General features: G+C 61.7%; 18 protein-coding genes. 6 read left to right on the forward strand and 12 right to left on the reverse strand.

The annotated features are described in order from the left end of the window. Window position 1: 1 nt before the first annotated feature. Window positions 2–2,560: a nitrite reductase large subunit NirB gene (nirB, locus tag QQJ96_RS14335; protein WP_284332698.1), complete on the reverse strand. Its 2,559-nt coding sequence runs from the start codon at window positions 2,558–2,560 to the stop codon at window positions 2–4. A gap of 22 nt (window positions 2,561–2,582) precedes the next feature. Then, complete coding sequence (locus tag QQJ96_RS14340; RefSeq protein ID WP_284332699.1) at window positions 2,583–3,920, reverse strand: MFS transporter; 1,338 nt, start codon at window positions 3,918–3,920, stop codon at window positions 2,583–2,585. 307 nt (window positions 3,921–4,227) lie between these two features. Between QQJ96_RS14340 and QQJ96_RS14345 the strand changes: the two genes are divergently transcribed. From QQJ96_RS14345 to QQJ96_RS14355, 3 genes are all read left to right on the forward strand, one after another. After that, window positions 4,228–4,671 carry a GNAT family N-acetyltransferase gene (locus tag QQJ96_RS14345; protein ID WP_284332700.1) on the forward strand — a complete coding sequence of 148 codons (444 nt, stop codon included), beginning with the start codon at window positions 4,228–4,230 and terminating at the stop codon, window positions 4,669–4,671. A 27-nt stretch (window positions 4,672–4,698) separates the two neighbouring features. Beyond that, window positions 4,699–5,361, forward strand: coding sequence for a 2-hydroxychromene-2-carboxylate isomerase (locus QQJ96_RS14350; protein WP_284332701.1), 663 nt, complete (start codon window positions 4,699–4,701; stop codon window positions 5,359–5,361). Window positions 5,362–5,425: 64 nt separating this feature from the next. Further along, window positions 5,426–6,460: a MerR family transcriptional regulator gene (locus QQJ96_RS14355; protein ID WP_284332702.1), complete on the forward strand. Its 1,035-nt coding sequence runs from the start codon at window positions 5,426–5,428 to the stop codon at window positions 6,458–6,460. Window positions 6,461–6,549: 89 nt separating this feature from the next. Here the strand turns inward: QQJ96_RS14355 and QQJ96_RS14360 are convergent, their stop codons facing one another. Next, on the reverse strand, window positions 6,550–7,344 hold the full coding sequence (locus tag QQJ96_RS14360) for a class I SAM-dependent methyltransferase (protein WP_284332703.1): 795 nt from the start codon (window positions 7,342–7,344) through the stop codon (window positions 6,550–6,552). Between the two features lie 449 nt (window positions 7,345–7,793). Between QQJ96_RS14360 and QQJ96_RS14365 the strand changes: the two genes are divergently transcribed. Next, window positions 7,794–8,768 (forward strand): YncE family protein, encoded by a 975-nt coding sequence (locus QQJ96_RS14365; RefSeq protein ID WP_284332704.1) that lies wholly within the window; start codon window positions 7,794–7,796, stop codon window positions 8,766–8,768. Between the two features lie 80 nt (window positions 8,769–8,848). Here QQJ96_RS14365 and QQJ96_RS14370 read toward each other — a convergent pair whose 3' ends face one another. From QQJ96_RS14370 to QQJ96_RS14400, 7 genes are all read right to left on the reverse strand, one after another. After that, entirely contained in the window at window positions 8,849–9,475 is a 627-nt protein-coding gene (locus tag QQJ96_RS14370; protein WP_284332705.1) for a LysE family translocator, read from the reverse strand. Window positions 9,476–9,602: 127 nt separating this feature from the next. Further along, window positions 9,603–10,409: an alpha/beta fold hydrolase gene (locus QQJ96_RS14375; RefSeq protein WP_284332706.1), complete on the reverse strand. Its 807-nt coding sequence runs from the start codon at window positions 10,407–10,409 to the stop codon at window positions 9,603–9,605. Between the two features lie 578 nt (window positions 10,410–10,987). Next, entirely contained in the window at window positions 10,988–12,817 is a 1,830-nt protein-coding gene (gene glmS, locus QQJ96_RS14380; protein ID WP_284332707.1) for a glutamine--fructose-6-phosphate transaminase (isomerizing), read from the reverse strand. 332 nt (window positions 12,818–13,149) lie between these two features. Then, complete coding sequence (locus tag QQJ96_RS14385; protein ID WP_284332708.1) at window positions 13,150–14,520, reverse strand: pyridoxal-phosphate dependent enzyme; 1,371 nt, start codon at window positions 14,518–14,520, stop codon at window positions 13,150–13,152. A gap of 211 nt (window positions 14,521–14,731) precedes the next feature. Continuing rightward, a complete protein-coding gene (locus QQJ96_RS14390) occupies window positions 14,732–14,965 on the reverse strand; it encodes an HP1242/YdcH family protein (protein WP_284332709.1) in 234 nt (77 codons plus the stop codon). 321 nt (window positions 14,966–15,286) lie between these two features. Next, on the reverse strand, window positions 15,287–15,907 hold the full coding sequence (locus tag QQJ96_RS14395; RefSeq protein WP_284332710.1) for a hypothetical protein: 621 nt from the start codon (window positions 15,905–15,907) through the stop codon (window positions 15,287–15,289). An 11-nt stretch (window positions 15,908–15,918) separates the two neighbouring features. Next, window positions 15,919–16,593 (reverse strand): DUF4398 domain-containing protein, encoded by a 675-nt coding sequence (locus QQJ96_RS14400; protein ID WP_284332711.1) that lies wholly within the window; start codon window positions 16,591–16,593, stop codon window positions 15,919–15,921. Window positions 16,594–16,677: 84 nt separating this feature from the next. Here QQJ96_RS14400 and QQJ96_RS14405 point away from each other — a divergent pair, with 84 nt between their 5' ends. Next, window positions 16,678–17,793: a PilT/PilU family type 4a pilus ATPase gene (locus QQJ96_RS14405; RefSeq protein WP_284332712.1), complete on the forward strand. Its 1,116-nt coding sequence runs from the start codon at window positions 16,678–16,680 to the stop codon at window positions 17,791–17,793. 130 nt (window positions 17,794–17,923) lie between these two features. Here the strand turns inward: QQJ96_RS14405 and maiA are convergent, their stop codons facing one another. Then, complete coding sequence (maiA, locus tag QQJ96_RS14410) at window positions 17,924–18,583, reverse strand: maleylacetoacetate isomerase (RefSeq protein ID WP_284332713.1); 660 nt, start codon at window positions 18,581–18,583, stop codon at window positions 17,924–17,926. A 126-nt stretch (window positions 18,584–18,709) separates the two neighbouring features. Here maiA and QQJ96_RS14415 point away from each other — a divergent pair, with 126 nt between their 5' ends. Further along, window positions 18,710–19,888, forward strand: a complete 1,179-nt coding sequence (locus QQJ96_RS14415) for a phosphoglycerate kinase (RefSeq protein ID WP_284332714.1) — start codon at window positions 18,710–18,712, stop codon at window positions 19,886–19,888. Between the two features lie 85 nt (window positions 19,889–19,973). Here QQJ96_RS14415 and QQJ96_RS14420 read toward each other — a convergent pair whose 3' ends face one another. Continuing rightward, window positions 19,974–20,567 carry an alpha-ketoglutarate-dependent dioxygenase AlkB gene (locus QQJ96_RS14420; RefSeq protein WP_284332715.1) on the reverse strand — a complete coding sequence of 198 codons (594 nt, stop codon included), beginning with the start codon at window positions 20,565–20,567 and terminating at the stop codon, window positions 19,974–19,976. Window positions 20,568–20,571: the final 4 nt, after the last annotated feature.

The raw sequence follows: 20,571 nt of genomic DNA on the forward strand, positions 1-20,571 counted from the left end.
TTTACTCCGTCACCACGCTGGCGGGAATGCGTGGCCTGCGCTTTTCGTCCGGCGTCGCCGGCCTGATCTGGCCACGCTCCGGCACGAACACCACGTTGCCATCCGACTGCCGGCTATTGACGAAATGCTGGAAGCGCTTGCGGGCCTGGGGGTCGGTTACGGCCTTCTTCCATTCACACTCGTAGGTGCTCACGATGTGCTGCATTTCCGCCTCCAGTTCGGCGGCAATGCCCAGCTTGTCGTGCACGATGACCTCCTTGAGGTAGTCCAGCCCGCCTTCCAGGTTGTCGCGCCACACGCTGGTGCGCTGCAGCCGGTCGGCCGTGCGGATGTAGAACATCAGGAAGCGGTCGATGTATTGGATCAGCGTAGGCGTATCAAGATCGCCCGCGAGCAGCTCAGCGTGACGCGGCTTCATGCCGCCGTTGCCGCACACGTATAGGTTCCAACCCCTCTCGGTAGCGATTACGCCCACGTCCTTGCCCTGCGCTTCGGCACATTCACGCGTGCAGCCGGAAACGGCCATTTTCAATTTATGCGGTGAACGCAGGCCCTTGTAGCGGTTTTCCAGGTCGATCGCGGTGCCGAGCGAATCCTGCACGCCATAACGGCACCAGCTGGAGCCCACGCAGGATTTCACTGTGCGCAACGCCTTGCCGTATGCGTGGCCGGATTCAAACCCGGCGTCGATCAGTTCTTCCCAGATCGAAGGCAGCTGTTCCAAGCGCGCACCGAACATGTCCACGCGCTGGCCGCCGGTGATCTTGGTGTACAGCCGATACTTCTTGGCAATCGCACCGACGGCGATCAGCCCCTCTGGCGTGACCTCGCCACCGGGCATGCGCGGCACCACCGAATAGCTGCCGTCCTTCTGGATATTGGCCAGGAAATAGTCGTTGGAATCCTGCAGCGAGGCATGCTCCTTCTGCAGTACGAACTCGTTCCAGCAGGAGGCAAGAATGCTTGCCACCGCCGGCTTGCAGATATCGCAGCCCAGGCCCTTGCCATGGCGGGCAATCAATTCGTCGAAATGCCTGATGCGCTCCACCCGCACCAGGTGATAAAGCTCCTGGCGCGAATAGGCAAAGTGCTCGCACAAGTGGTTGTCCACCGCCAGGCCCTGGCGCTTCATCTGAGCCTTCATCACCAAGGTCACCAGCGGTACGCAGCCACCGCAAGTGGTGCCGGCCTTGGTGGCGGCTTTCAAGGCGCCCATGGACGTGGCGCCAGCCGCCACCGCCTCACACAGTTGCCCTTTGGACACGTTGTTGCACGAACAGATCTGCGCTGAAGCCGGCAACGCATCGGCACCTAGCGCGGGCTTCGCCTTGCCGTCCGACGAAGGCAGGATCAGGAATTCCGGCTCGTCCGGCAGCTCGATACCGTTGAGCATCATCTGCAGCAGCGTGCCATATTCACTGGCGTCACCCACCAGCACACCGCCAAGCAAACGCTTGCCGTCGCCCGACACCACCAGCTTCTTGTAGATCTGGCGGCGCTCATCGCTGAACTGATAGCTGCGCGAACCAGGCGTAGTGCCATGTGCATCGCCGATGCTGGCCACGTCCACGCCCATCAGCTTGAGCTTGGTGGACATGTCGGCACCGGCGAATTCCGGCAGCTCCAGCGCGTGCTTGCGCTCCAGCAGCGCGCTGAGATGCGCAGCCACCACGCGTGCCATGTCATAGCCCGGCGCCACCAGGCCGAACGTCTTGCCGCCCCAATACGCGCATTCGCCGATGGCATAGACATCCCAGTCGCGTGTGCGGCAGTAGTTATCGACATGGATGCCACCGCGCTCGCCCACGCCCAGTTCGCACGCACGTGCCAATTCGTCGCGGGGGCGGATGCCGGCGGAGAAGACGATCATGTCGGCATCGAGGTAGCTGCCATCGGCGAACTTCATGCGATGGTGCGCCGTTTCGCCATCGACGATTTCCTGCGTACTCTTGCCGGTGTGTACGGTGACGCCGAGTTCCTCGATCTTGCGACGCAGGATCTGCCCGCCGATGTCGTCCACCTGCACGGCCATCAGGCGCGGTGCGAATTCCACCACATGCGTTTCCAGGCCCAGGTCGCGCAACGCCTTGGCGCATTCCAGGCCGAGCAAACCGCCCCCGATCACTACACCAAGCTTCGAACGCGCACCCCACTGCTGCATCGCCAGCAGATCGTCGATGGTGCGATAGACGAAGCAGCCAGCTCGACTGTTGCCCGGAATCGGCGGTACGAACGGCTTGGACCCGGTGGCGAGCACCGCCTTGTCGTAGGCGATCACTTCGCCGTCAGCGGTGGTGACGCGCTTCTGCTGGCGGTCGATATGCACGGCTCGCGCGGCGAGGCGCAACTGTATACCTGACTGCTCGAAGAAGCCGGGCCGTACCAAGGAGAGATCTTCCGCGCTTTTGCCGCTGAAGAATTCGGATAGGTGTACGCGGTCGTACGCCGGGCGGCTCTCCTCGCACAGCACGGTGATGTCCAGGCCTGGCGGCTGCCGTTGCGCCAGCTCTTCCAGCAACTTATGCCCGACCATGCCGTTGCCGATAACGAGCAATTTCATTGTCATGCGTCGCGCCCTCTGTTCATGCCACAAGCCGCGCTGGCGCCGGGTCTTGCCCCATCGCCTCCCGGTAAAGCTGTTCCTCGCGTGCCGTATGCTCGGCGTTGAAGCGCACCGCCAGCGCGCACAACGATCCGGCGATTACGAAACCGCCGAGCAGCGCAAAGGTGTGCTGCACCGAGCCGGTGCTCTTGAGCAAAAGCCCGGCAGCCACTGCGCCGACATTGCCACCCGCCCCGATAACGCCAGCAACGCCACCCAGCGCCTTGCGATCAATAAACGGCACGAGCGCATACGTAGCGCCACAAGCCATATGTGTGAACAGGCCGAAGGCGATCATCGCGGCGACGGCGAGCCCTGCCACCTGGGCATCTGAGAACCACAAAAGGCCAAGCCCTTCACCGAGCATCAGCGCGCCGAGCAGCCAGCTGCGCGCTGCCAGGCCGTGTCGGCGTGCCAGGCGATCGGACGTCATACCGCCAAGCGCACGAGCAAACAGCGCCAGCAAGCCGAAGCTGCCGGCCGCCAGTCCGGCATGCTTGAGATCCATGCCAAAGCGATCAACGTAATAGCTGGCCGCCACGCCATGCACGAACAGCTCGACGCCGAAGCAAGCCGAGTAGGTCACGAACAGCATCCATACGCGGTAGTTGCTTACTGCTGTGAGAAATACCTTCCAACCCCCAGCCTTGCCGGTATCGGGCAATATTCCTCGTGCGCGCAATCGGCGGTAATCGCCTTGCGGGCAATCCTGTCCGTAGCGCCAGTACAGGCCAGCGACCACCAGCATCAATACGCCAGGCACAAACATCGCTGCGCGCCAGCTCAGATCATGCTGTATACCCAGCGCGATCAACGCCGCCAGCAAGCAAGGCATCACCGATTGCGCCACGCCGCCGCCAGCATTGCCCCAACCTGCGGCCGCCGCGTTGGCCGTACCTACCACGTTCGGCGCGAACATCACCGAGGTGTGGTACTGCGTGACCACGAAGCCCGCGCCAACGATGCCGATCGCCAAGCGAAACATCAGAAAGGAGGCATAGCTGTGCGTAAAGGCGATGCCGAACACCGGTAGCGCACCGATCAGCAACAGCCAGGTATACGTGCGCCGCGGCCCGTAGCGGTCGCACAGCGGTCCCACGAGCAGCCGTCCAAACACCGTTACCGCCACGGCGGCGATGCTGATATTGGCGAGCTGATCCTTGCTCAAATGAAATTCGCCTTTGATCAGCGGCATCAAGGGCGCCACCGCGAACCAGGCGAAGAAACACACGAAAAACGCCAGCCAACTCAAATGAAACGCACGCATGGATGGCGTGTGCAATCCAAACAGATCGATCCGCGTAGCTTTGCCCGACATGCCCTACCCCGCTGAAGAACTTGCCCTGCACTGCAGCCTGTCCGTCGCACGAAAACTTCGATCGGCAGGCCTTGATGAGTGATGCGTTGCATCATTTGTGCCAGCGCCACTCTTGCCGAATTTCCTGGGCTTAGCGCGTAAATTGCGCGTAAAAAGGTCTAGCCGCGCACCAGGGGTGAGCTAACACTCCTCCCTTTGCACCATCGCAGTGCAGCAAAGCGAACAGCATTAAAGGGCTGTTGCGCTGGCTGCAGCCGTGGTGGAATTGGCGCCATATCGACAATCGGGAAGTTCAATGGATATACGCGTGGATGATCTTTCCAGCACCGCCACGCGCTCGCTTCTGCGTTTGCACTTGGCAGGCATGCATGCGAACTCACCAGCAGGACAGGTCTTTGCCCTGGATCTCTCCGGCCTCGCCACTCCCGCCGTGACGGTGTGGAGCGCCTGGCAGGGTGATGACATTTGCGGCATAGGCGCGCTGAAACAACTCGATTCAAGCTCCGGAGAGATCAAGTCGATGCGCACCCATCCCGACTATTTGCGGTGCGGCATTGCATCCTCGCTACTGGAACACATCATCGGGGAAGCCCGCGCGCGTGGCTTGCGTCGCTTAAGCCTGGAAACCGGCAGCGGCCCTGCTTTCGAGCCTGCCCTGGCGCTTTATCGAAGACGTGGCTTTGTCGATGGCGAGGCTTTCTCGCACTATCAAAGAAGCCAGTTCAACCAGTTCTTGCATCTGCAGCTCTGACCAACGGGTAGGCCACACCGGATCACCATGACCACTACTCCTGTCACCTTTTATTTCGATCCCGTCAGCCCGTATGCCTGGCTGGCAATGGAGCAGGTCGACCGCATCGCCGCGGCCGGCGGACGCATCATCTGCCGCCCGATCTTGTTCGCTGCGCTGCTCAACGCGCATGGCACCAAGGGGCCGGCTGAGATACTGGCCAAACGCAGCTATGTGTTTCGCGATGTCATGCGCCAGGCCAAACAGCTCGGCCTGTCCTTTCGTGGCCCACCCAATCACCCCTTCAATCCGTTGGCTGCCCTGCGCGTGATGCACGCAGCCGAAAACGAAACACAACGGCTGGAGCTGTCCCGCGTCCTGCTCGCCACGGCCTGGCGGGACGGCATCGACCTAGCCGATCCCGTCAGCTTGCATGCTGCACTGGAATGCAACGGGTTCGACAGCGACGCCCTGAGCGCCGCAGCGACTACTCCCGTAGTAAAGCAGCGTCTGCGTGATACGACCCAGGAAGCCCTCGACGCCGGCGTTTTCGGCGTGCCCACCTTCCGTTTGGGCGATGAGCTGTTCTGGGGCGCCGATCGGATCGACGCACTGATGTGGGCCTTACAGGGTGGCGACATCGACGAGGATCTTTATCGGGAAGTCCTGGCCCGGCCGATGGCCGCTCAGCGTGATAACCGGACGACTTGACCCTGACGCAACGTCAGGCCGCAGCATGGCGATATCCGAATGAAGCCCAGGGACTAAAGTACCGATGAGATGGAAAGTAGGTGAACTGGCACGCCGCACCGGACTGACGGTGCGCTCGCTGCATCACTATCACCAAATCGGCCTGCTGTGTCCCTCCGCCCGTTCGGATGCCGGTTATCGCCTGTACACCGCCGAGGACGTGGAGCGCCTGTATCGCATCATCGCGCTCCGCCAGCTCGGTTTGTCGCTGGACGATATCGGCGCCGCCCTGTCCAGCCCGGAAGCAGCGCTGCCGACCCTGATAGCCAAGCAGATCCAAATGCTTGAACTGACCATGGCCCGCGACCACCGCCTGCACCGCCAGCTATGCGCTGTGCGCGACACTTTGGAGGCCGGACAGTCCCTTGATCCATCCAAGTGGATAGACACCATGGAACTGATGACGATGTACGAGCAGCACTTTTCCGCCGAGGAATTGAAACGCCTGCCGCTTTACCAGAATGCCGATGCGCGATCCGAATGGAGCGCATTGGTCGAGGCCGTCCAGGCCGCCATAGACCGGGGCGCAAAGCCCGGCGACGCCGATGTGGATCTGCTCGCCTTTCGATGGATGCAGATGATCCATCGCGATACCGGCGGCAACCCGGATTTCCTGATGCGCTTGCACACCATGAATCAAGAGGATCCGCAAGCTCGTCAACGCACCGGCATCACCAAAGAGCTTGGCAGCTTCGTCGAGCAAGCCATCGTCACCGCGCGTCTGGCGATCTTCGAGCGCTACCTGCATCCGGACGAGATGGTGCGCATGCGGGAGAACTATGGCCGCAACATGTACGAGTGGCCACCACTGATTGCCGCGCTCGTCAAAGCCAGGGATCTCGGCGTGCCAGCGAGTGATCCCCATGTACGCGAGCTTGTAAGCAAATGGCTGGAGCTGTTCACCGCCTATGCCGGCAATGATCCCGCCACGCATGCGCGAATTCGTGAGGCATACGCCAAAGAACCGGATCTTCGCAGCGGGAGCGGCGTGGACGAGAACCTATTTGCGTACATGCGTGCCGTCATGGAGGAACTGGCCCAGCAAGCCAGGCCGACTTGACGCGTAGGCTGGGACGACTTTTCCCAGCTTTCCATGCGGCATCCCGATGCTGGGATTGCCATCCCAGCCCACGAGACCGCCGCTCTTCGTCACCGCACCGGCTTGCGGAACTTCAGCACGAACTTGTCCGTATGCCCTTTGATTTCCGGTGCAAAAATGGGCTTTTCGTGCGTATCCTGGGGGTTGCTGAGCAAGGCACTACGCGCCTCCAGCACGAAGCCGGCCGCCTTGGCCTGCGCAATGACCGTGGCCGGATCGATGCGATGCAAGGTATGCGCATCACGTCCATCCGAGCCCGGCGCGGCTGCGTGATCGACGACGATATACACACCACCCGGCTTCAGCGCCTTGAACACGGCAGCGTCGAGCTTGGCCGCCTGCTCGGGGCCAGTGCTTCCGCTGACGCTGAACGCGGCATTCACTGCGCCGTAGACATCGTGGTAATTCTGCGACGTCCACACCACGTCCAGGGGCGCGCCGACATCGAGCCGTTCAAAGGGACGGACTTCAAGGGAAGTGTTGCCGCTGTAGACAGGATCGGCTACCAGCGCCCGGATCGACTTGAGCCGCTCCGGCGGTGCTTTACTCGCGTAACTTTCAGGAACTACGGCGTACACATGGCCCTTGGCCCCAACCACCTTGCTGAAAATGCGGGTGAAATAGCCACCACCCGGCATCACGTCGGCAACCTTGTCACCCGGCTTGATGCCTGCGAAAGCGACCAATGCAGCCGGCTTGCGGTCGCTGTCGAGCTGCTTTTCAGCAGCCGGCCGCGCACTGTCGGAAACTGCGTCAGTCACATAACTTGGCGGTGAAGATGCCTGGGCATGCAGCAGGCTCGTGGTGCCAAGAAACAGCAAAGCCAGCATGGAATAACTTTTCATAGCTCGTATAGCTCCATGAAGCGGGCACCCGCGGAGGATCGAACGCCAGGCGGCGTGAGTCAAATGCATCGCCAAGAATAGTCATCGCGCTGCCTGTGTACAGCCGACCGCAGCGAATTTCAGACATTGCAATTTGAAATGGCTGCGGCGCAGCCTAGCCTTTTCCGTGACGGCTTCTTAACCATCGGTTGGATTTTCCCCTCGTCAGGAAAGAGCCGGCCGCAGATGACGGATGGCCCAGGATAGAAAATAATGGCCGGACTCTTTGCCAGTGAAGGCTAGGATCCATGAAAGTGATGCGTGTTGTCCTGGGTCTTCTGGTTCTACTTCTGAGCGCCCAGGCTGGCGCGGCGACCTGCCCTTCTCCTGCTCAAACGGCCGATGTCCCGGTACCCGGGCATCCGTTTGCCGCCATCGCGGCTCCTGACAATTGCTGGTTATTCGTTTCCATGAGCGTCGGCAAAGGCGGTGGAGCCGTCGCCGTGCTACGCAACAACGACGGCAAGTTCGAGCTGGATCATGTGGCCGCACTAAAGACTGAGGCCTATGGCGAAGCACTGTCCGGTGACGGACGCATGCTGGCGATCGCCGGCGGCGAAGACACATCCGTGCTGGACGTGCAGCGGCTCGAACACAACGATGGCAGCCCGATCCTTGGGATATTGCACAGCGGTTCCCATGCAGGCGCCGTCTACACCGCTATCAGCCAGGACAGCAAGCTGGCCTTCGTCTCCGACGAAGATTCGGCGCGGATCAGCGTCTTCGACCTTTCCAAGTTGCAAAACCATGACGATGCGTTGATCGGCCACATTCCCACCTCCGGCTTTCCGGTGGGACTGGCCTTTTCCCCAGATGGCCGTTGGCTATACGCGACCAGCCAAAGGGGGCCTGCAAGCATGAAGCCGACCTGCAAGCCCGAACTCCCGCGCGGCGAAATGCACCCGCCGGGCCTGGTCTTCAAGATCGATGTAGCCAAGGCCGCAACGGACCCCAAGCAGGCCTTGGTGGCTGGCCTGCCGGCCGGATGCAATCCCGTGCGGGTCGCCGTTTCCCCCGACGGAAAGGATTTGTGGGTGACGGCGCGCGGCGACAACGCCTTATTGAGATTCCAAGTAGCCACCTGGGCGGAAGGCACAGGACAGGCCGATGTGACGAGCTTGCCCATCGGCCCCAGCCCGGTAGGCGTTGCGGTACGCCAGGATGGAAAGCAGGTATGGACGGCGTTGTCGAACCGCTTTGACAAGGGCGCAAAGGGACAACTGGCCGGCTTGAGCGATCTGGAAAACACTGCGCAGCTCAGACGGATGTCTACGCCAGCGCAGGGCTTTCCGCGCGAGCTGAGTTTTCTGCCGGATGGCCGAACGCTGGTCGCTACCCTGTTTGATGCGAAGCAGGTCGAATTCGTATCCACTCCAAGCCAGTAGGCTGGGATGACAATCCCAGCATCGCGATACAGCCGGCAAAGCTGGGATTTTCATCCCAGCCTACGGAGGTCAGAGGCTCGCTAACGATGCTGGGTCGCGACCTTCAAGCCGAGCGCAATGAAGATCGAGCCGATGATCTTACCCTGCCAACGCCCTAGCCACCGTATTCGCTTGACGATCTTTCCCAGCGGACGTATCGAGATCACGATCAGCGTTGTATAGACCGCACTGAGCACGACGAAAATCAGCCCCAGCAGTGTGAATTGCAAGAACGTGGAGCCGCGCTCCGGATGGACGAACTGCGGCAGAAACGCGAGAAAAAACAGCGCCGTCTTCGGATTGAGCACCTCCGCCGGAATGGCCTGCCAAAAAGCCTTCGCCGCCGACACGGGTGGCACCTTTGGCAACGCAGGGTCTGCAGGCGGCTCGCGCAAGGCCTTGATGCCAAGGTAGATGAGGTAGCCGGCACCGATCAGTTTTACCGTGTTGAACGCCAGCGCTGAAGTCATCAGCAGCGCAGACAGACCTACCGCGGCCGCCAACGCATGCACGAAATCACCGCTAGCGATACCCAGCCCCGTCAGGACGCCGGTCTTGCGCCCGCCCTGCAGCGTGCGCGTCAGCACAAGCAGCACCGCCGGCCCTGGAATCAGGAACAGCCCCAGCACGACGGCGACGTAGGTGGTCAGGGTGGAAAGCTCAAACATGGAAGGCCTGCGACTTTTCCTGTTGATTGCGATACCCGTGCAGCAAGGACTTTATTCGTGCCGGTTTTCATGGTCAACCAAGTCGAAATTCCCGCTGGCCCGTCCGCGTTGCTTGCAGCCGCGCTATTTAGGGCCGGGTTGCAAGCATCTCTTGGATCGTCTTCACGACCAGATCAGGCTTATCGAGCATGACCTTGTGGGAGCTGCCAGCCGCGAATACATATTTGCGATTCGGATTATGGGCGGTGAACGCATGATGGGCGTTCTGCCAAATCGCAGCACTCTCAGGATCGCTTTGCCCCTTCTCCGCGACTACATCGATGATCGGCAAGTCCACCGGGACTCGCATGGCGTTGATTTCCTTCGCGGTCGCCGGCATGGCCTCTGCAAACGGAATAGCCACCTTCGCCAACTCCGGGGCTTTTTCCCGAATCTCGGCATATTGAGCGCGCATGTTCTTCAAGTTCTTGTCGACTTCCGACTGCGGCCAAGCATTGGGCACTACAGCATCCAGCAGCACGACGCCCTTGATGCGGCCGTCTTCGGAAGCCGCCAGCAAACTGATGGCCCCACCGTAGGAATGACCGACCATGATTATCGGCCCTTTGATACTGCAGTCATCCAGCGACATTCGTAGGATGTGCGCGTCATTGTCGATGCTGTAGGGCTTTTTTGTATTGATGCTGCTCTTGCCCATCCCAGCGCGATCGTAGACAACGGTCTGCACACCAGCACCCTGGATCGCTGGCGCGATCTTCGCCCATACACTGGAGTCGTTGCCGAATCCGGCTTCGAATACAACGGTGACGCCACCCTTTCCTTCTTTATCTACCCAGATTCGGTTGCCATCGATGTTCAAGACGGATGGCGAGCATGCGGTCTGGCCGTATGACGAGGGCACCAAGGCCGGGGCCAACAGAATGGCGAAAATCATTCTACGCAAGGCACGAATCCCCCAACGAAGACGGACCTGACCAGCAAAGATGGCCGCTGCGTGCAGGCCACGGAATATTGCTTGCGGCCTGAAGATCCCAGTGTCGGATGTGCACGGCGAGTGCCAGACGTCACAGTCTCTCTACAACCGGCCTGCTGACGAATAGCCGCGCTATCCGCCAGCAAGTGTTCTATTTGTTGTCACCGGCCAGTTGAAAGCGCTGCAATGGCAATAAGACTGCAAATAACGCACATTCTGAAGAGAATACCCGTGCTTCTATCGGCAACAGACCGGGCTTGCTCCTGAAGCTCATGGTGTCGCCCCTGCAGGAGCTGTGGCGCCTTCAAAAACCCCAGGGCTCCAAGCATGCACGACAACGAAAAAAAAATCCGGACAGCGATCCACGGAATAAGCGCGCCACAGCAAAACAGAGCGCGCCGGCGGCAATCATGGACATTACCAATCGCGCAATATTGAATTTCACTTCCCCTCCAAGAACACGCCAACCTTCTATGGACTAAGGAGGCGGGATACCGCAATCTTGCTCATGAGCGACTCTCCGGCACTTAATCGTCAAATCATTCGACCGTTACAGATTTCGCCAGATTACGCGGCTGATCCACATCCGTACCGCGCAGCACCGCGACGTGATATGCAAGCAACTGCAGCGGAATAGTAAGCACCGCCGGCGAGATGAAGTCGCCGCCTGCGTCGATGCGCAACACAGCACCACGCGTTGCATTGCCATCGATATGCGCCTTGGCATCGGCAAACACGATCAGTTCGCCACCACGGGCACGCACTTCCTGCAAGTTGGATTTGAGTTTGTCGAGCAGCGGGCCGTTGGGGGCAACGGCAATCACCGGCATGTCTTCGTCGACCAGGGCGAGCGGCCCGTGCTTCAGTTCGCCGGCGGGATAGGCCTCGGCGTGGATATAGGAGATTTCCTTGAGCTTGAGCGAGCCTTCCAGCGCCACCGGATAATGCGCGCCGCGCCCCAGGAACAGGGCGTGGTGGCGGTGTACGAAGCGCTCGGCCAGTTCGATCACTTGCGGCTCCAGCTTGAGTGCCTCGTCCAGGCAGCGCGGCAGGTGCAGCAGCTGCTCGGTAAGGTCGCGGTAGCGTGCCGCGTCCAGGCCCTGCTGCTTGGCAACGTGCAAGGTGAACAGCGCCAGGGCGGCGAGCTGGGTGGTGAAGGCCTTGGTGGAGGCGACGCCGATTTCGGGGCCGGCGCGCGTCATCAGTTTCAGATCCGCTTCGCGCGTGACGGACGACTCCGGCACGTTGCAGATGGCGAGCGTGCCCAGGTAACCGCGGCGACGCGATTCGCGCATGGCGGCGAGCGTGTCGGCGGTTTCGCCGGACTGCGAAATGGCGACAAACAGGGTGTCTGGCGGCACCACGGTTTCGCGATAGCGGTATTCGCTGGCCACTTCCACGTTGACGGGCAGGCGCGCGTAGTCCTCGATCCAGTATTTGGCCACCATGCCGGCGTGGTAGCTGGTGCCACAGGCAACGATGTGCACGCCCTTCACTTTCGCCAGCAACTCGTCACCGCCCACGCCGAAGATGTTGGGCAGCACGCCACTGGCGCCGATGCGCGCTTCGAGCGTATCGGCCACGGCGCGCGGCTGCTCGAAGATTTCCTTCTGCATGTAGTGGCGGTATTCGCCACGCTCCACCGCGTCCGCAGACAGTTCGCTTTCCTGGATGCCACGTTCGACCGGCTTTCCATCCAGCGTATAGACCTGAACGCCTTCGCGAGTGACATCGACGACGTCATTTTCTTCGAGGTAGATGATCCGGTTGGTGACCTGCACCAGCGCTTGCGCATCGGAACCCAGAAAGTTCTCGCCGATGCCTACGCCAACCAGTAGCGGTGCTCCGCGCCGTGCGCCGATCACGCGGCCGGGTTCGTCACGGCTCATGACGGCGATGGCATAGGCGCCTTCCAGTTCACGCACGGTAGTGAGCACGGCCTCACGCAGCTTCATGCCTTGTCCAACGTGCAGGTCGATCAACGCGGCCATCACTTCGGTGTCGGTCTCCGAAGCGAAGACATAGCCTTTCGATTGCAGGTCCGCGCGCAGCTTCGCGTAGTTTTCGATGATGCCGTTGTGCACGAGCGTGACGCGGCCAATGATGTGCGGGTGCGCGTTCACTTCATTGGGTACGCCGTGCGTGGCCCAGCGCGTGTGCGCGATGCCGGTGCCGCCCGGGAATGGCTCGGCGAGATACAACGCCTCCATTTCCCGTACCTTGCCCTTGGCTCGCACGCGGTGCACATCGCCACCTTGCAGCACGGCGAGGCCGGCCGAATCGTAACCGCGGTATTCCAGCGCCTTGAGGCCGGCGATCAGCAGCGGCGCGACGTCGCGCTGGGCAGTGGCGGCAACGATTCCACACATGGTCGATTTCCTATGGCAGGGCTGGGGTGGTCGGCGACTTTGACGAGTCGCCGTTTCGACAAGCTTTCTGCTCCCGGGTTCATTGCCGAGGAGCCTACTTCCCGCTCTGCGGCGATGGAAGGCATCGCTTGCATTTGCATCGAGACAAATCGACGAAGACCAGGAGCACGCATCCTTGCCGGAAGGGCGGTGAGAAAACCGTCAATGCGCTTTGCGGTGCGGATGGCCATAAGGATGGGGGCATTCACAGGCTGACATGACCACCCCGGGAAATGCGGTTTGCTGATGCTGGGATTTCATCCCAGCCTACGAACTGCGAAGCCCCTCGTTCATCAGTGCACTTTGCGGCGCAAGTAGTTCAACAGGTCGATGCGCGTGATCAGGCCCAGGAACTGTTCTCCGTCCATCACGATGGCGACATGGCCGCGTTCGAACACCGGCAGCAAGGCCGTGATCGGCGCGCGTACGTCGAGCATTTGCAGGTCGCTGATCATGGCGCTGCCGACACTGTCGCGGAAGCGCGCTTCATCGGTATGCACGTACATCAGCACGTCGGATTCGTCGAGGATGCCGACCAGGCGGTTGCCTTCCATCACGGGCAGCTGGGAGATGTCGTACAGCTTCATGCGCGTGTACGCGGTCATCAGCAATTCTTTCGGGCCGACCACCACAGTGTCGCGACGAGAGAATGGGCGCAGCAGCAGATCGCGCAGATCGCCGTGTTGCTCGCGCTCGATAAAGCCGTTGTCGAGCATCCAGTAGTCGTTGTACATCTTGGACAGGTACTTGTTGCCCGTATCGCAGACCAGCGTGACCACGCGCTTGGGTTCGGTCTGCTCGCGGCAGTACTTCAAGGCAGCGGACAGCAGCGTGCCGGTGGAAGAACCGCCAAGCACGCCTTCTTTGGCCAGCAGCTCACGCGCGGCCAGGAAGCTTTCCTTGTCGGAGATGGCGTAAGCCTTTTTGACGCGCGAGAAATCGCTGATGGTGGGCAGGAAATCCTCGCCGATGCCTTCCACCATCCAGCTGCCGGACTTGGTCGAGAGCACGCCTTCGTTGATGTATTGGGCAAGGATGGAGCCGACCGGATCGGCCAGCACGATTTCCGTGTTCGGCGAGGCCTTGGCGAAGAATTGCGAAAGCCCGGTCATGGTGCCGGAGGAGCCGCAGCCCACCACCACCGCATCCACCTTGCCATCCATCTGCCGAAGGATTTCCGGGCCGGTGGTCTCGATGTGCGCGCGCGGATTGTCGGGGTTGCCGAACTGGTTGATGAAATAGGCACCCGGCGTTTCGCGCGCGATGCGCTCGGCCATGTCCTGGTAGTACTCCGGATGCCCCTTGGCCACGTCCGAACGCGTGAGCACCACCTCGGCACCCATCGCCTTGAGGTTGAAGATCTTCTCGCGGCTCATCTTGTCGGGCACCACGAGGATGAGGCGGTAGCCCTTGGCCTGGGCGACCAGGGCCAGCCCCAGGCCGGTGTTGCCGGCCGTGCCTTCCACCAGGGTGGCGCCGGGCTTGATCTTGCCGGCCTTTTCCGCGCCTTCGATCATCGACAGGCCGATGCGGTCTTTCACCGACCCGCCCGGGTTGGCGCTTTCCAGCTTCAGGAACAACTCGCAATGCCCGGTATCCAGGCGCTGCGCGCGCACCATGGGGGTGTTACCGATCAGTTCGAGAACGCTGGCTTGGACCGTCATGCAGGCTCCGGGCGGGGCTGGGATATGAGGAGCGATCATAACGGAGAGGGAGTGAACAAGGCTTGCGCCGGCGCCGTGATGAGTAGGCTGGGATGGTAATCCCAGCTCCCCAGTGGCCTGCGGAAGCTGGGATTACCATCCCAGCCTACGAATCCTGAAAAATGAAAAACCCCGGAGCGGACCGCTCCGGGGTTTTTCCTGATTTGGACGCTCAATGTATCTGTTGCCGAGCGTGATAGTCGTCCCACATGCGCTGCAAGCGTTCTTTGATGTGCAGCTTTTCTCGCTTCATCGAACCTAGGGTCATGTCGTCAACAGGGAGTACGCCGATTTCGGCATTGTCCACCTTGCTGTTGAGCTCCGTGTGTCGTTGATAGAGCCGGCGAAACTCAGCGTCGGCTTTTTTCAGGGCTTCGACAGCATCACGCTGCTGATCTTCGAACATGATCCAACCTCCTCGCAGTAGGACTGCAGTCGCCCGCATGGGGCGCACGAGAACAAATGCAAATCAGGCGCATGACCAGAGTCCGCCTCCCTGTAACGGGGAACGGATGAGGGAGTGTGGACAGGTAGGCGCATGATTCAGTCGGTAGGCCGCCGCAGTTGAATGTCGGCGGCAAGTTCGACCCTACTCCCCACTTGGCGGGGGCGCAAGGACCCCACGGCAAGGCGCATGGCGGCGCGGAATGTAGTCAAAAACCCGTAAAACATGTGGTCCTAAGGCTGGCAGGCTGGGATGGCCATCCCAGCCTACGCGTCCCTTAGCTTACTTGCCGCCGCCTGACGGCTGGTCCTGCATCTGCGCCCGCAGCGCCTTGGCGGCCTTGGCCGCCAGTTCGGCCTGACGCCGGGCGGCTGCGGCCACCTTGCTTTGCGCCGCGGCCAGCTTGCGGGCCTGGGCGGCCTCGGCCTGGGCCTGGGCAGCCTGGTCCGCGGCAGCCTGACCCTGGGCCTGCAGGCGCTGGGTTTCCTGCTGCGCCAGCTGGTACTGCATGCGCTGGATGTCCAGCTGCTGCTGCGCGGCGGTGGCATCGATGCGGCTGCGCTCCAGCTGCAGCTGGGCGTTTTCCTGGTCGGCCTGGTTGAGCTGGCGCTGGGAGGCCTGCAACTGGGCTTCGGCCTTGGCCTGATCCACCCTGCGCTGGGCGATGTACAGCGCGTGCGGCCGGTCGTGCGAGCTGGCCTGGGCAAGCTGGCTGATGGCATCCCGGGCCAGTGCCTGATCGGCCTGGGCGTAGGTGCCCAGGTTCGGATCGGCGGCCAGCTGATTCAAGGTATTGGTCAAGCGGCCGACATCCATATCGTCCTTGCGCGCCTGGACGGCGGCGCTGGCGAACACGGCCAACAGGGAAATGGCGATGACCGACAAACGGTGCTTCTTGAACATGGCGTGTTTCATCACTGGCCTCCGGAGTTCTGCTGGCCAGCATCAGGCAGGGTCTGGAAACCCTGCCCTGGTTGCTGTTGCGGCGGATTGTCCAGCACCGAGGAAGCGGGGGCAGGCATCTCCTGCATCGGCGCCTGCTGCGGCAGCGGGGAACTTGCGGCCGGCGCCGGGGCGCTGGACGAAGAAGCCGGGTTGCCATCGTCCTGGCCATCGCCCTGCGGCTGCGAGGCGGCCATCTGCGCCGCCAGCTGGGCCTTCTGCTGCTGGTAGTGCTGGTCGTTCTCCGCCTGCGCCGCGGCGTTCTGCGCGCGCAAGCGACCGTTTGCGTCCATCTTTGACTGAATTTGGGAGCGCGCCGCGGCGAGCTGCGCCTTGGTGCGCGCCAGCGTGGCGTCCGCGCGCGATTCATCGGCCAGGTCGGCAGCCTGCGCATATTTGCGGTTGGCCATGGCCTGCTGGGCCTGCTGGAACTTGTCCTGCGCAAAGCCGAAATCGACCGGATCGTAGTCGGGCGCGCCAGCGTCGCGGGCGCTTTGCAACTGCGCCTGCGCCTGGCTCATCAGGTTGTCCGGCGGCGGCACGCTGGCACAACCGCCCAAACTCAACGACACGGCCAGCAGCAAGGCCGGAGCCACCGCAGGGATGCGCCGCTTACGCACCGCCAACGGGGAAAATATGTGGACCATCACTCATTCCTCTAAGAGTGTCACAGCGTATTGTGGGCAGGCATAATCCTTGAATGCAATGCATCAAACTCAGGGGTCTTTAAGGTGGATATCGGTTACTTCCTCAAGTTGATGGTGGACAAGGGCGCGTCGGACATGTTCCTGACGACCGGCGCCCCGGTGAACATCAAGGTCGAGGGCAAGTTGTACCCGCTCGGCAATACCGGGCTACCCAGCGGCATGGTGAAAAAGATCGCCTACTCCCTGATGGATGAGGGGCAGGTGCCGCAGTTCGAGCGCGACCTGGAACTCAACATGGCGCTGGCGGTGAAAGAGGCCGGCCGGTTCCGCATCAACGTGTTCAAGCAGCGCGGCGAAGTGGGCATGGTGATCCGCGCGATCAAGAGCGAGATCCCCAGCATCGACCAGCTGCAGCTGCCGGCCATCTTCCGTGACCTGATCATGGAGCCGCGCGGCCTGATCCTGGTGGTGGGCGCGACCGGCTCGGGCAAGTCGACCACGCTGGCGGCCATGCTCGATCAGCGCAACAGCCATTCGTCCGGGCACATCCTCACCATCGAGGACCCGATCGAATACCTGCACCGCCACAAGAAGTCGATCGTCAACCAGCGCGAAGTGGGCCTGGATACGCACACCTATCACGAGGCCCTGCGCAACGCGATGCGCGAAGCGCCGGACGTGATCATGATCGGCGAAATCCGCGACACCGATACGATGGAAGCGGCGATCTCCTTCTCCGAAACCGGCCACCTGTGCCTGGCGACGCTGCACTCCAACAACGCCGACCAGACGCTGGAGCGCATCCTCAACTTCTTCCCCGAATCGGCGCATAAGAACGTGCTGATGAACCTTGCCCTGAACCTGCGCGCGGTGATCAGCCAGCGCCTGGTCATCGGCAAGGACGGCCGCCGCCTGCCGGCGGTGGAGGTGCTGCTCAACACGCCGCTGATCCGCGACATGATCCGCCGCGGCCAGATCCATGAAGTGAAAGAGGCGATGGACCGCAGCCTGCAGGAAGGCATGCAGACCTTCGACCAGTCGCTGTACAAGCTGTACAAGGGCGGCCGCATCGAGCTGGAAGAAGCGCTGGCCAAGGCCGACTCGCGCGATGGCCTGGCCTTGAAGATCCGCCTGTCCGAAAGCGGCAATTCGGAGACCGCGGAGCTGGTGGGCAACGACCCGTACGGATTGGGGTTTTAAGTGCTGCGCCCCCAGCGGGGGCGCCTCCGCGAGACGTCATCCCCGCGAAAGCGGGGATCCATTTGGCTTTTTGCATCAGATCAAAATGGCTTCCCGCTTGCGCGGGAATGACGGCTCACACGTTCACTGTTCACTTCGGTGCATCCGGCTGCCTTTCCGGCATCGCCGCCTGAAACGCATCCAGCTCCGCACATGCCGCATCGATGCGCAGGATCGTCGGATAGTCGCCTAGAGGCGTCTTCCAGCGCCGCGCGTTGTACACCTGCGGCACCAGGCACAGGTCGGCCAGCCCGGGGGTATCGCCGTGGCAATAGCGAGCGGTCCGTTTGCTATGGACCAGCATCGCTTCCAGCGCCTGGAACCCGGTGGCGATCCAGTGCCGCATCCAGATGCCTTGTTGTTCGTCATCGGCGCCGAACTGCTTACCGATCCGCTGTAGCACGCGCAGATTGCCGATCGGATGGATATCGCAGGCAATGACTTGCGCCATTGCACGCACGCGTGCCCGGTCGGCGGCATCGACCGGCAGCAAGGCCGGGTGCGGATGGATGTCCTCCAGGTATTCGGCAATCGCCATCGACTGCGTAATCACCTTGTCGCCATCGACCAGGGTCGGCACCAGCTGCTGCGGATTGAGCGCCACATAGTCCGGCGAGTGCTGTTCGCCACCGTCGCGAACCAGGTGCACGGCCCGCGTTTCGTATGACAAGCCCTTTAGATTCAGTGCGATGCGCACACGGAAGGCCGCGCTGGAACGCCAGTAGCTGTACAGAACGAGGCTGGAAGACATGGCCCTTTCCATGGAATTGAAACATGGAGTGTAACCCCGTGCCGTTTGCATCGCCGTCGGGCGGGCTGGAAAATACCCGGTTCCGGCCTCCGGGCCTGACCCCATCAAGCTGCCAGGAGTTTTTCCGTGACCATCACCCGCATGAGCGACCTCGACCTGCGCGGCAAACGCGTATTGATCCGCGAAGATTTGAACGTGCCGATCGAGGATGGCCGCATCACCTCCACCCAACGCCTGGACGCATCGCTGCCCACCATCAAGGCCGCGCTCGCCGCCGGTGCGAAGGTGATGGTGATATCGCACCTGGGCCGTCCCAAGGAAGGCCAGTTCGATGCCGAATCCTCGCTGGCGCCGGTGGCGAAGTGGCTGGGCGGGCACCTCGGCAAACCGGTGCGCCTGATCGCCGATTACCTCGATGGCGTGGACGTGGCCGAAGGCGAAGTGGTGGTGCTGGAAAACTGCCGCATGAATGTCGGTGAGGGCAAGGATGATGAGGCGCTGGCGAAGAAGTACGCCGCGCTGTGCGACGTGTTCGTGATGGATGCCTTCGGCACCGCGCATCGCGCGCAGGCATCTACCCATGGGGTGATCAAATTCGCGCCGGTCGCCGCTGCCGGCCCGCTGCTGTGCAACGAGCTTGATGCGCTCGGCAAGGCCCTGGAACACCCGGCGCATCCGCTGCTCGCCATCGTCGCCGGCTCCAAGGTTTCCACCAAGCTGACCCTGCTGGAAAACCTGATCGGCAAGGTCGACCAGCTGATCGTGGGCGGCGGCATCGCCAACACGTTCATCGCCGCGGCAGGCCATGCTGTGGGTAATTCGCTGTACGAACCCGACCTGATCCCCGCCGCCAAGAAGGTGCTGGCCGACGCGAAGCGTCGTGGCGCCGAAGTGCCGATGCCGGTGGACGTGGTGGTCGCGCCGGAATTTTCCGCGCACGCGTCGGCCACGGTCAAAGCCGTGGATCAGGTGAAGGATGACGAAATGATCCTGGACATCGGTCCGGAAACCGCCAGGCAGTATGCCGAGCTGATCGCCAAGGCCGGCACGGTGGTGTGGAACGGCCCGGTGGGCGTGTTCGAATTCGACGCGTTCGGCAAGGGCACGGAAGTGCTGGCGCAGGCGATCGCCGAGTCCAAGGCGTTCTCCATTGCCGGTGGCGGCGATACGCTGGCTGCGGTCGAGAAGTACGGAATCGAGGACAAGGTTTCCTATATCTCCACCGGTGGCGGTGCGTTCCTGGAATTCCTGGAAGGCAAGGAGCTGCCGGCGGTGGCGGCGCTGAAGGCGCGGGTCGCCAAATAATCCGGCCAAGGCGGGTAGGCTGGGATGGCAATCCCAGCTTTCCGGCGACGTGACGATGCTGGGATTGTCATCCCAGCCTACGCCGCTACCACGCTTTAATGTCCCTCTCAGGCCGCACCCGGAACGCCACGCTGATCCTGGGACCTACCGGCTGACGTAGCTTGGGAATGCTGTGGTCATAGTGCAGCTGTGCATTCCACCCCATCAGCAGCAGGCTGCCGGCTTCCAATTCCAGTTCGGTCTTCAGCCGCGGTGGTTGCTTGCGCTGAATCAGCATGGTGCGGGTCGCACCCAGTGACAACAGCACGATCGGCTGATGCGACACCAGTTCGTGCAGCTTGTCGTTATGTGGCGCCACGCTGTCATGTTCATCGCGATAAAAGTTCAGGCCGATGCTGTTGAAGGGTGCATCGACGTGCTGCTTGACCACCGCAAGCGCATCGTGCAATAGCTTGGGCAATTGGGGATCGGTGATCGCATAATGGCAATGCAGGCGCGGCACGCCTACCAGGCGTTCATACATCATCCGCGTGCTCGCGTGCCAATCGCCCTGTTCGCGCAAGGCGGCGAACCAATCGGCCGCCGTGGCGGATGAAATCACCGCGGGCTGATAGGTGATCGGCCCGGTCACTTCATCGGCAATGTTTTGTACGCCCGGCTCGAATAGCAGTGTTTGCATGAAG

It is taken from the genome of Dyella flagellata, from assembly GCF_030160275.1.
In the GTDB taxonomy this organism is placed as follows: domain Bacteria; phylum Pseudomonadota; class Gammaproteobacteria; order Xanthomonadales; family Rhodanobacteraceae; genus Dyella_B; species Dyella_B flagellata.

Coding starts and splice junctions, on each gene's coding strand:
- nirB (WP_284332698.1), bottom strand. CDS start 2,560: ATGAAATTGCTCGTTATCGGCAACGGCATGGTCGGGCATAAGTTGCTG.
- QQJ96_RS14340 (WP_284332699.1), bottom strand. CDS start 3,920: ATGTCGGGCAAAGCTACGCGGATCGATCTGTTTGGATTGCACACGCCA.
- QQJ96_RS14350 (WP_284332701.1), top strand. CDS start 4,699: ATGACCACTACTCCTGTCACCTTTTATTTCGATCCCGTCAGCCCGTAT.
- QQJ96_RS14355 (WP_284332702.1), top strand. CDS start 5,426: ATGAGATGGAAAGTAGGTGAACTGGCACGCCGCACCGGACTGACGGTG.
- QQJ96_RS14360 (WP_284332703.1), bottom strand. CDS start 7,344: ATGAAAAGTTATTCCATGCTGGCTTTGCTGTTTCTTGGCACCACGAGC.
- QQJ96_RS14365 (WP_284332704.1), top strand. CDS start 7,794: ATGAGCGTCGGCAAAGGCGGTGGAGCCGTCGCCGTGCTACGCAACAAC.
- QQJ96_RS14370 (WP_284332705.1), bottom strand. CDS start 9,475: ATGTTTGAGCTTTCCACCCTGACCACCTACGTCGCCGTCGTGCTGGGG.
- QQJ96_RS14375 (WP_284332706.1), bottom strand. CDS start 10,409: ATGATTTTCGCCATTCTGTTGGCCCCGGCCTTGGTGCCCTCGTCATAC.
- glmS (WP_284332707.1), bottom strand. CDS start 12,817: ATGTGTGGAATCGTTGCCGCCACTGCCCAGCGCGACGTCGCGCCGCTG.
- QQJ96_RS14385 (WP_284332708.1), bottom strand. CDS start 14,520: ATGACGGTCCAAGCCAGCGTTCTCGAACTGATCGGTAACACCCCCATG.
- QQJ96_RS14390 (WP_284332709.1), bottom strand. CDS start 14,965: ATGTTCGAAGATCAGCAGCGTGATGCTGTCGAAGCCCTGAAAAAAGCC.
- QQJ96_RS14395 (WP_284332710.1), bottom strand. CDS start 15,907: ATGTTCAAGAAGCACCGTTTGTCGGTCATCGCCATTTCCCTGTTGGCC.
- QQJ96_RS14400 (WP_284332711.1), bottom strand. CDS start 16,593: ATGGTCCACATATTTTCCCCGTTGGCGGTGCGTAAGCGGCGCATCCCT.
- maiA (WP_284332713.1), bottom strand. CDS start 18,583: ATGTCTTCCAGCCTCGTTCTGTACAGCTACTGGCGTTCCAGCGCGGCC.
- QQJ96_RS14420 (WP_284332715.1), bottom strand. CDS start 20,567: ATGCAAACACTGCTATTCGAGCCGGGCGTACAAAACATTGCCGATGAA.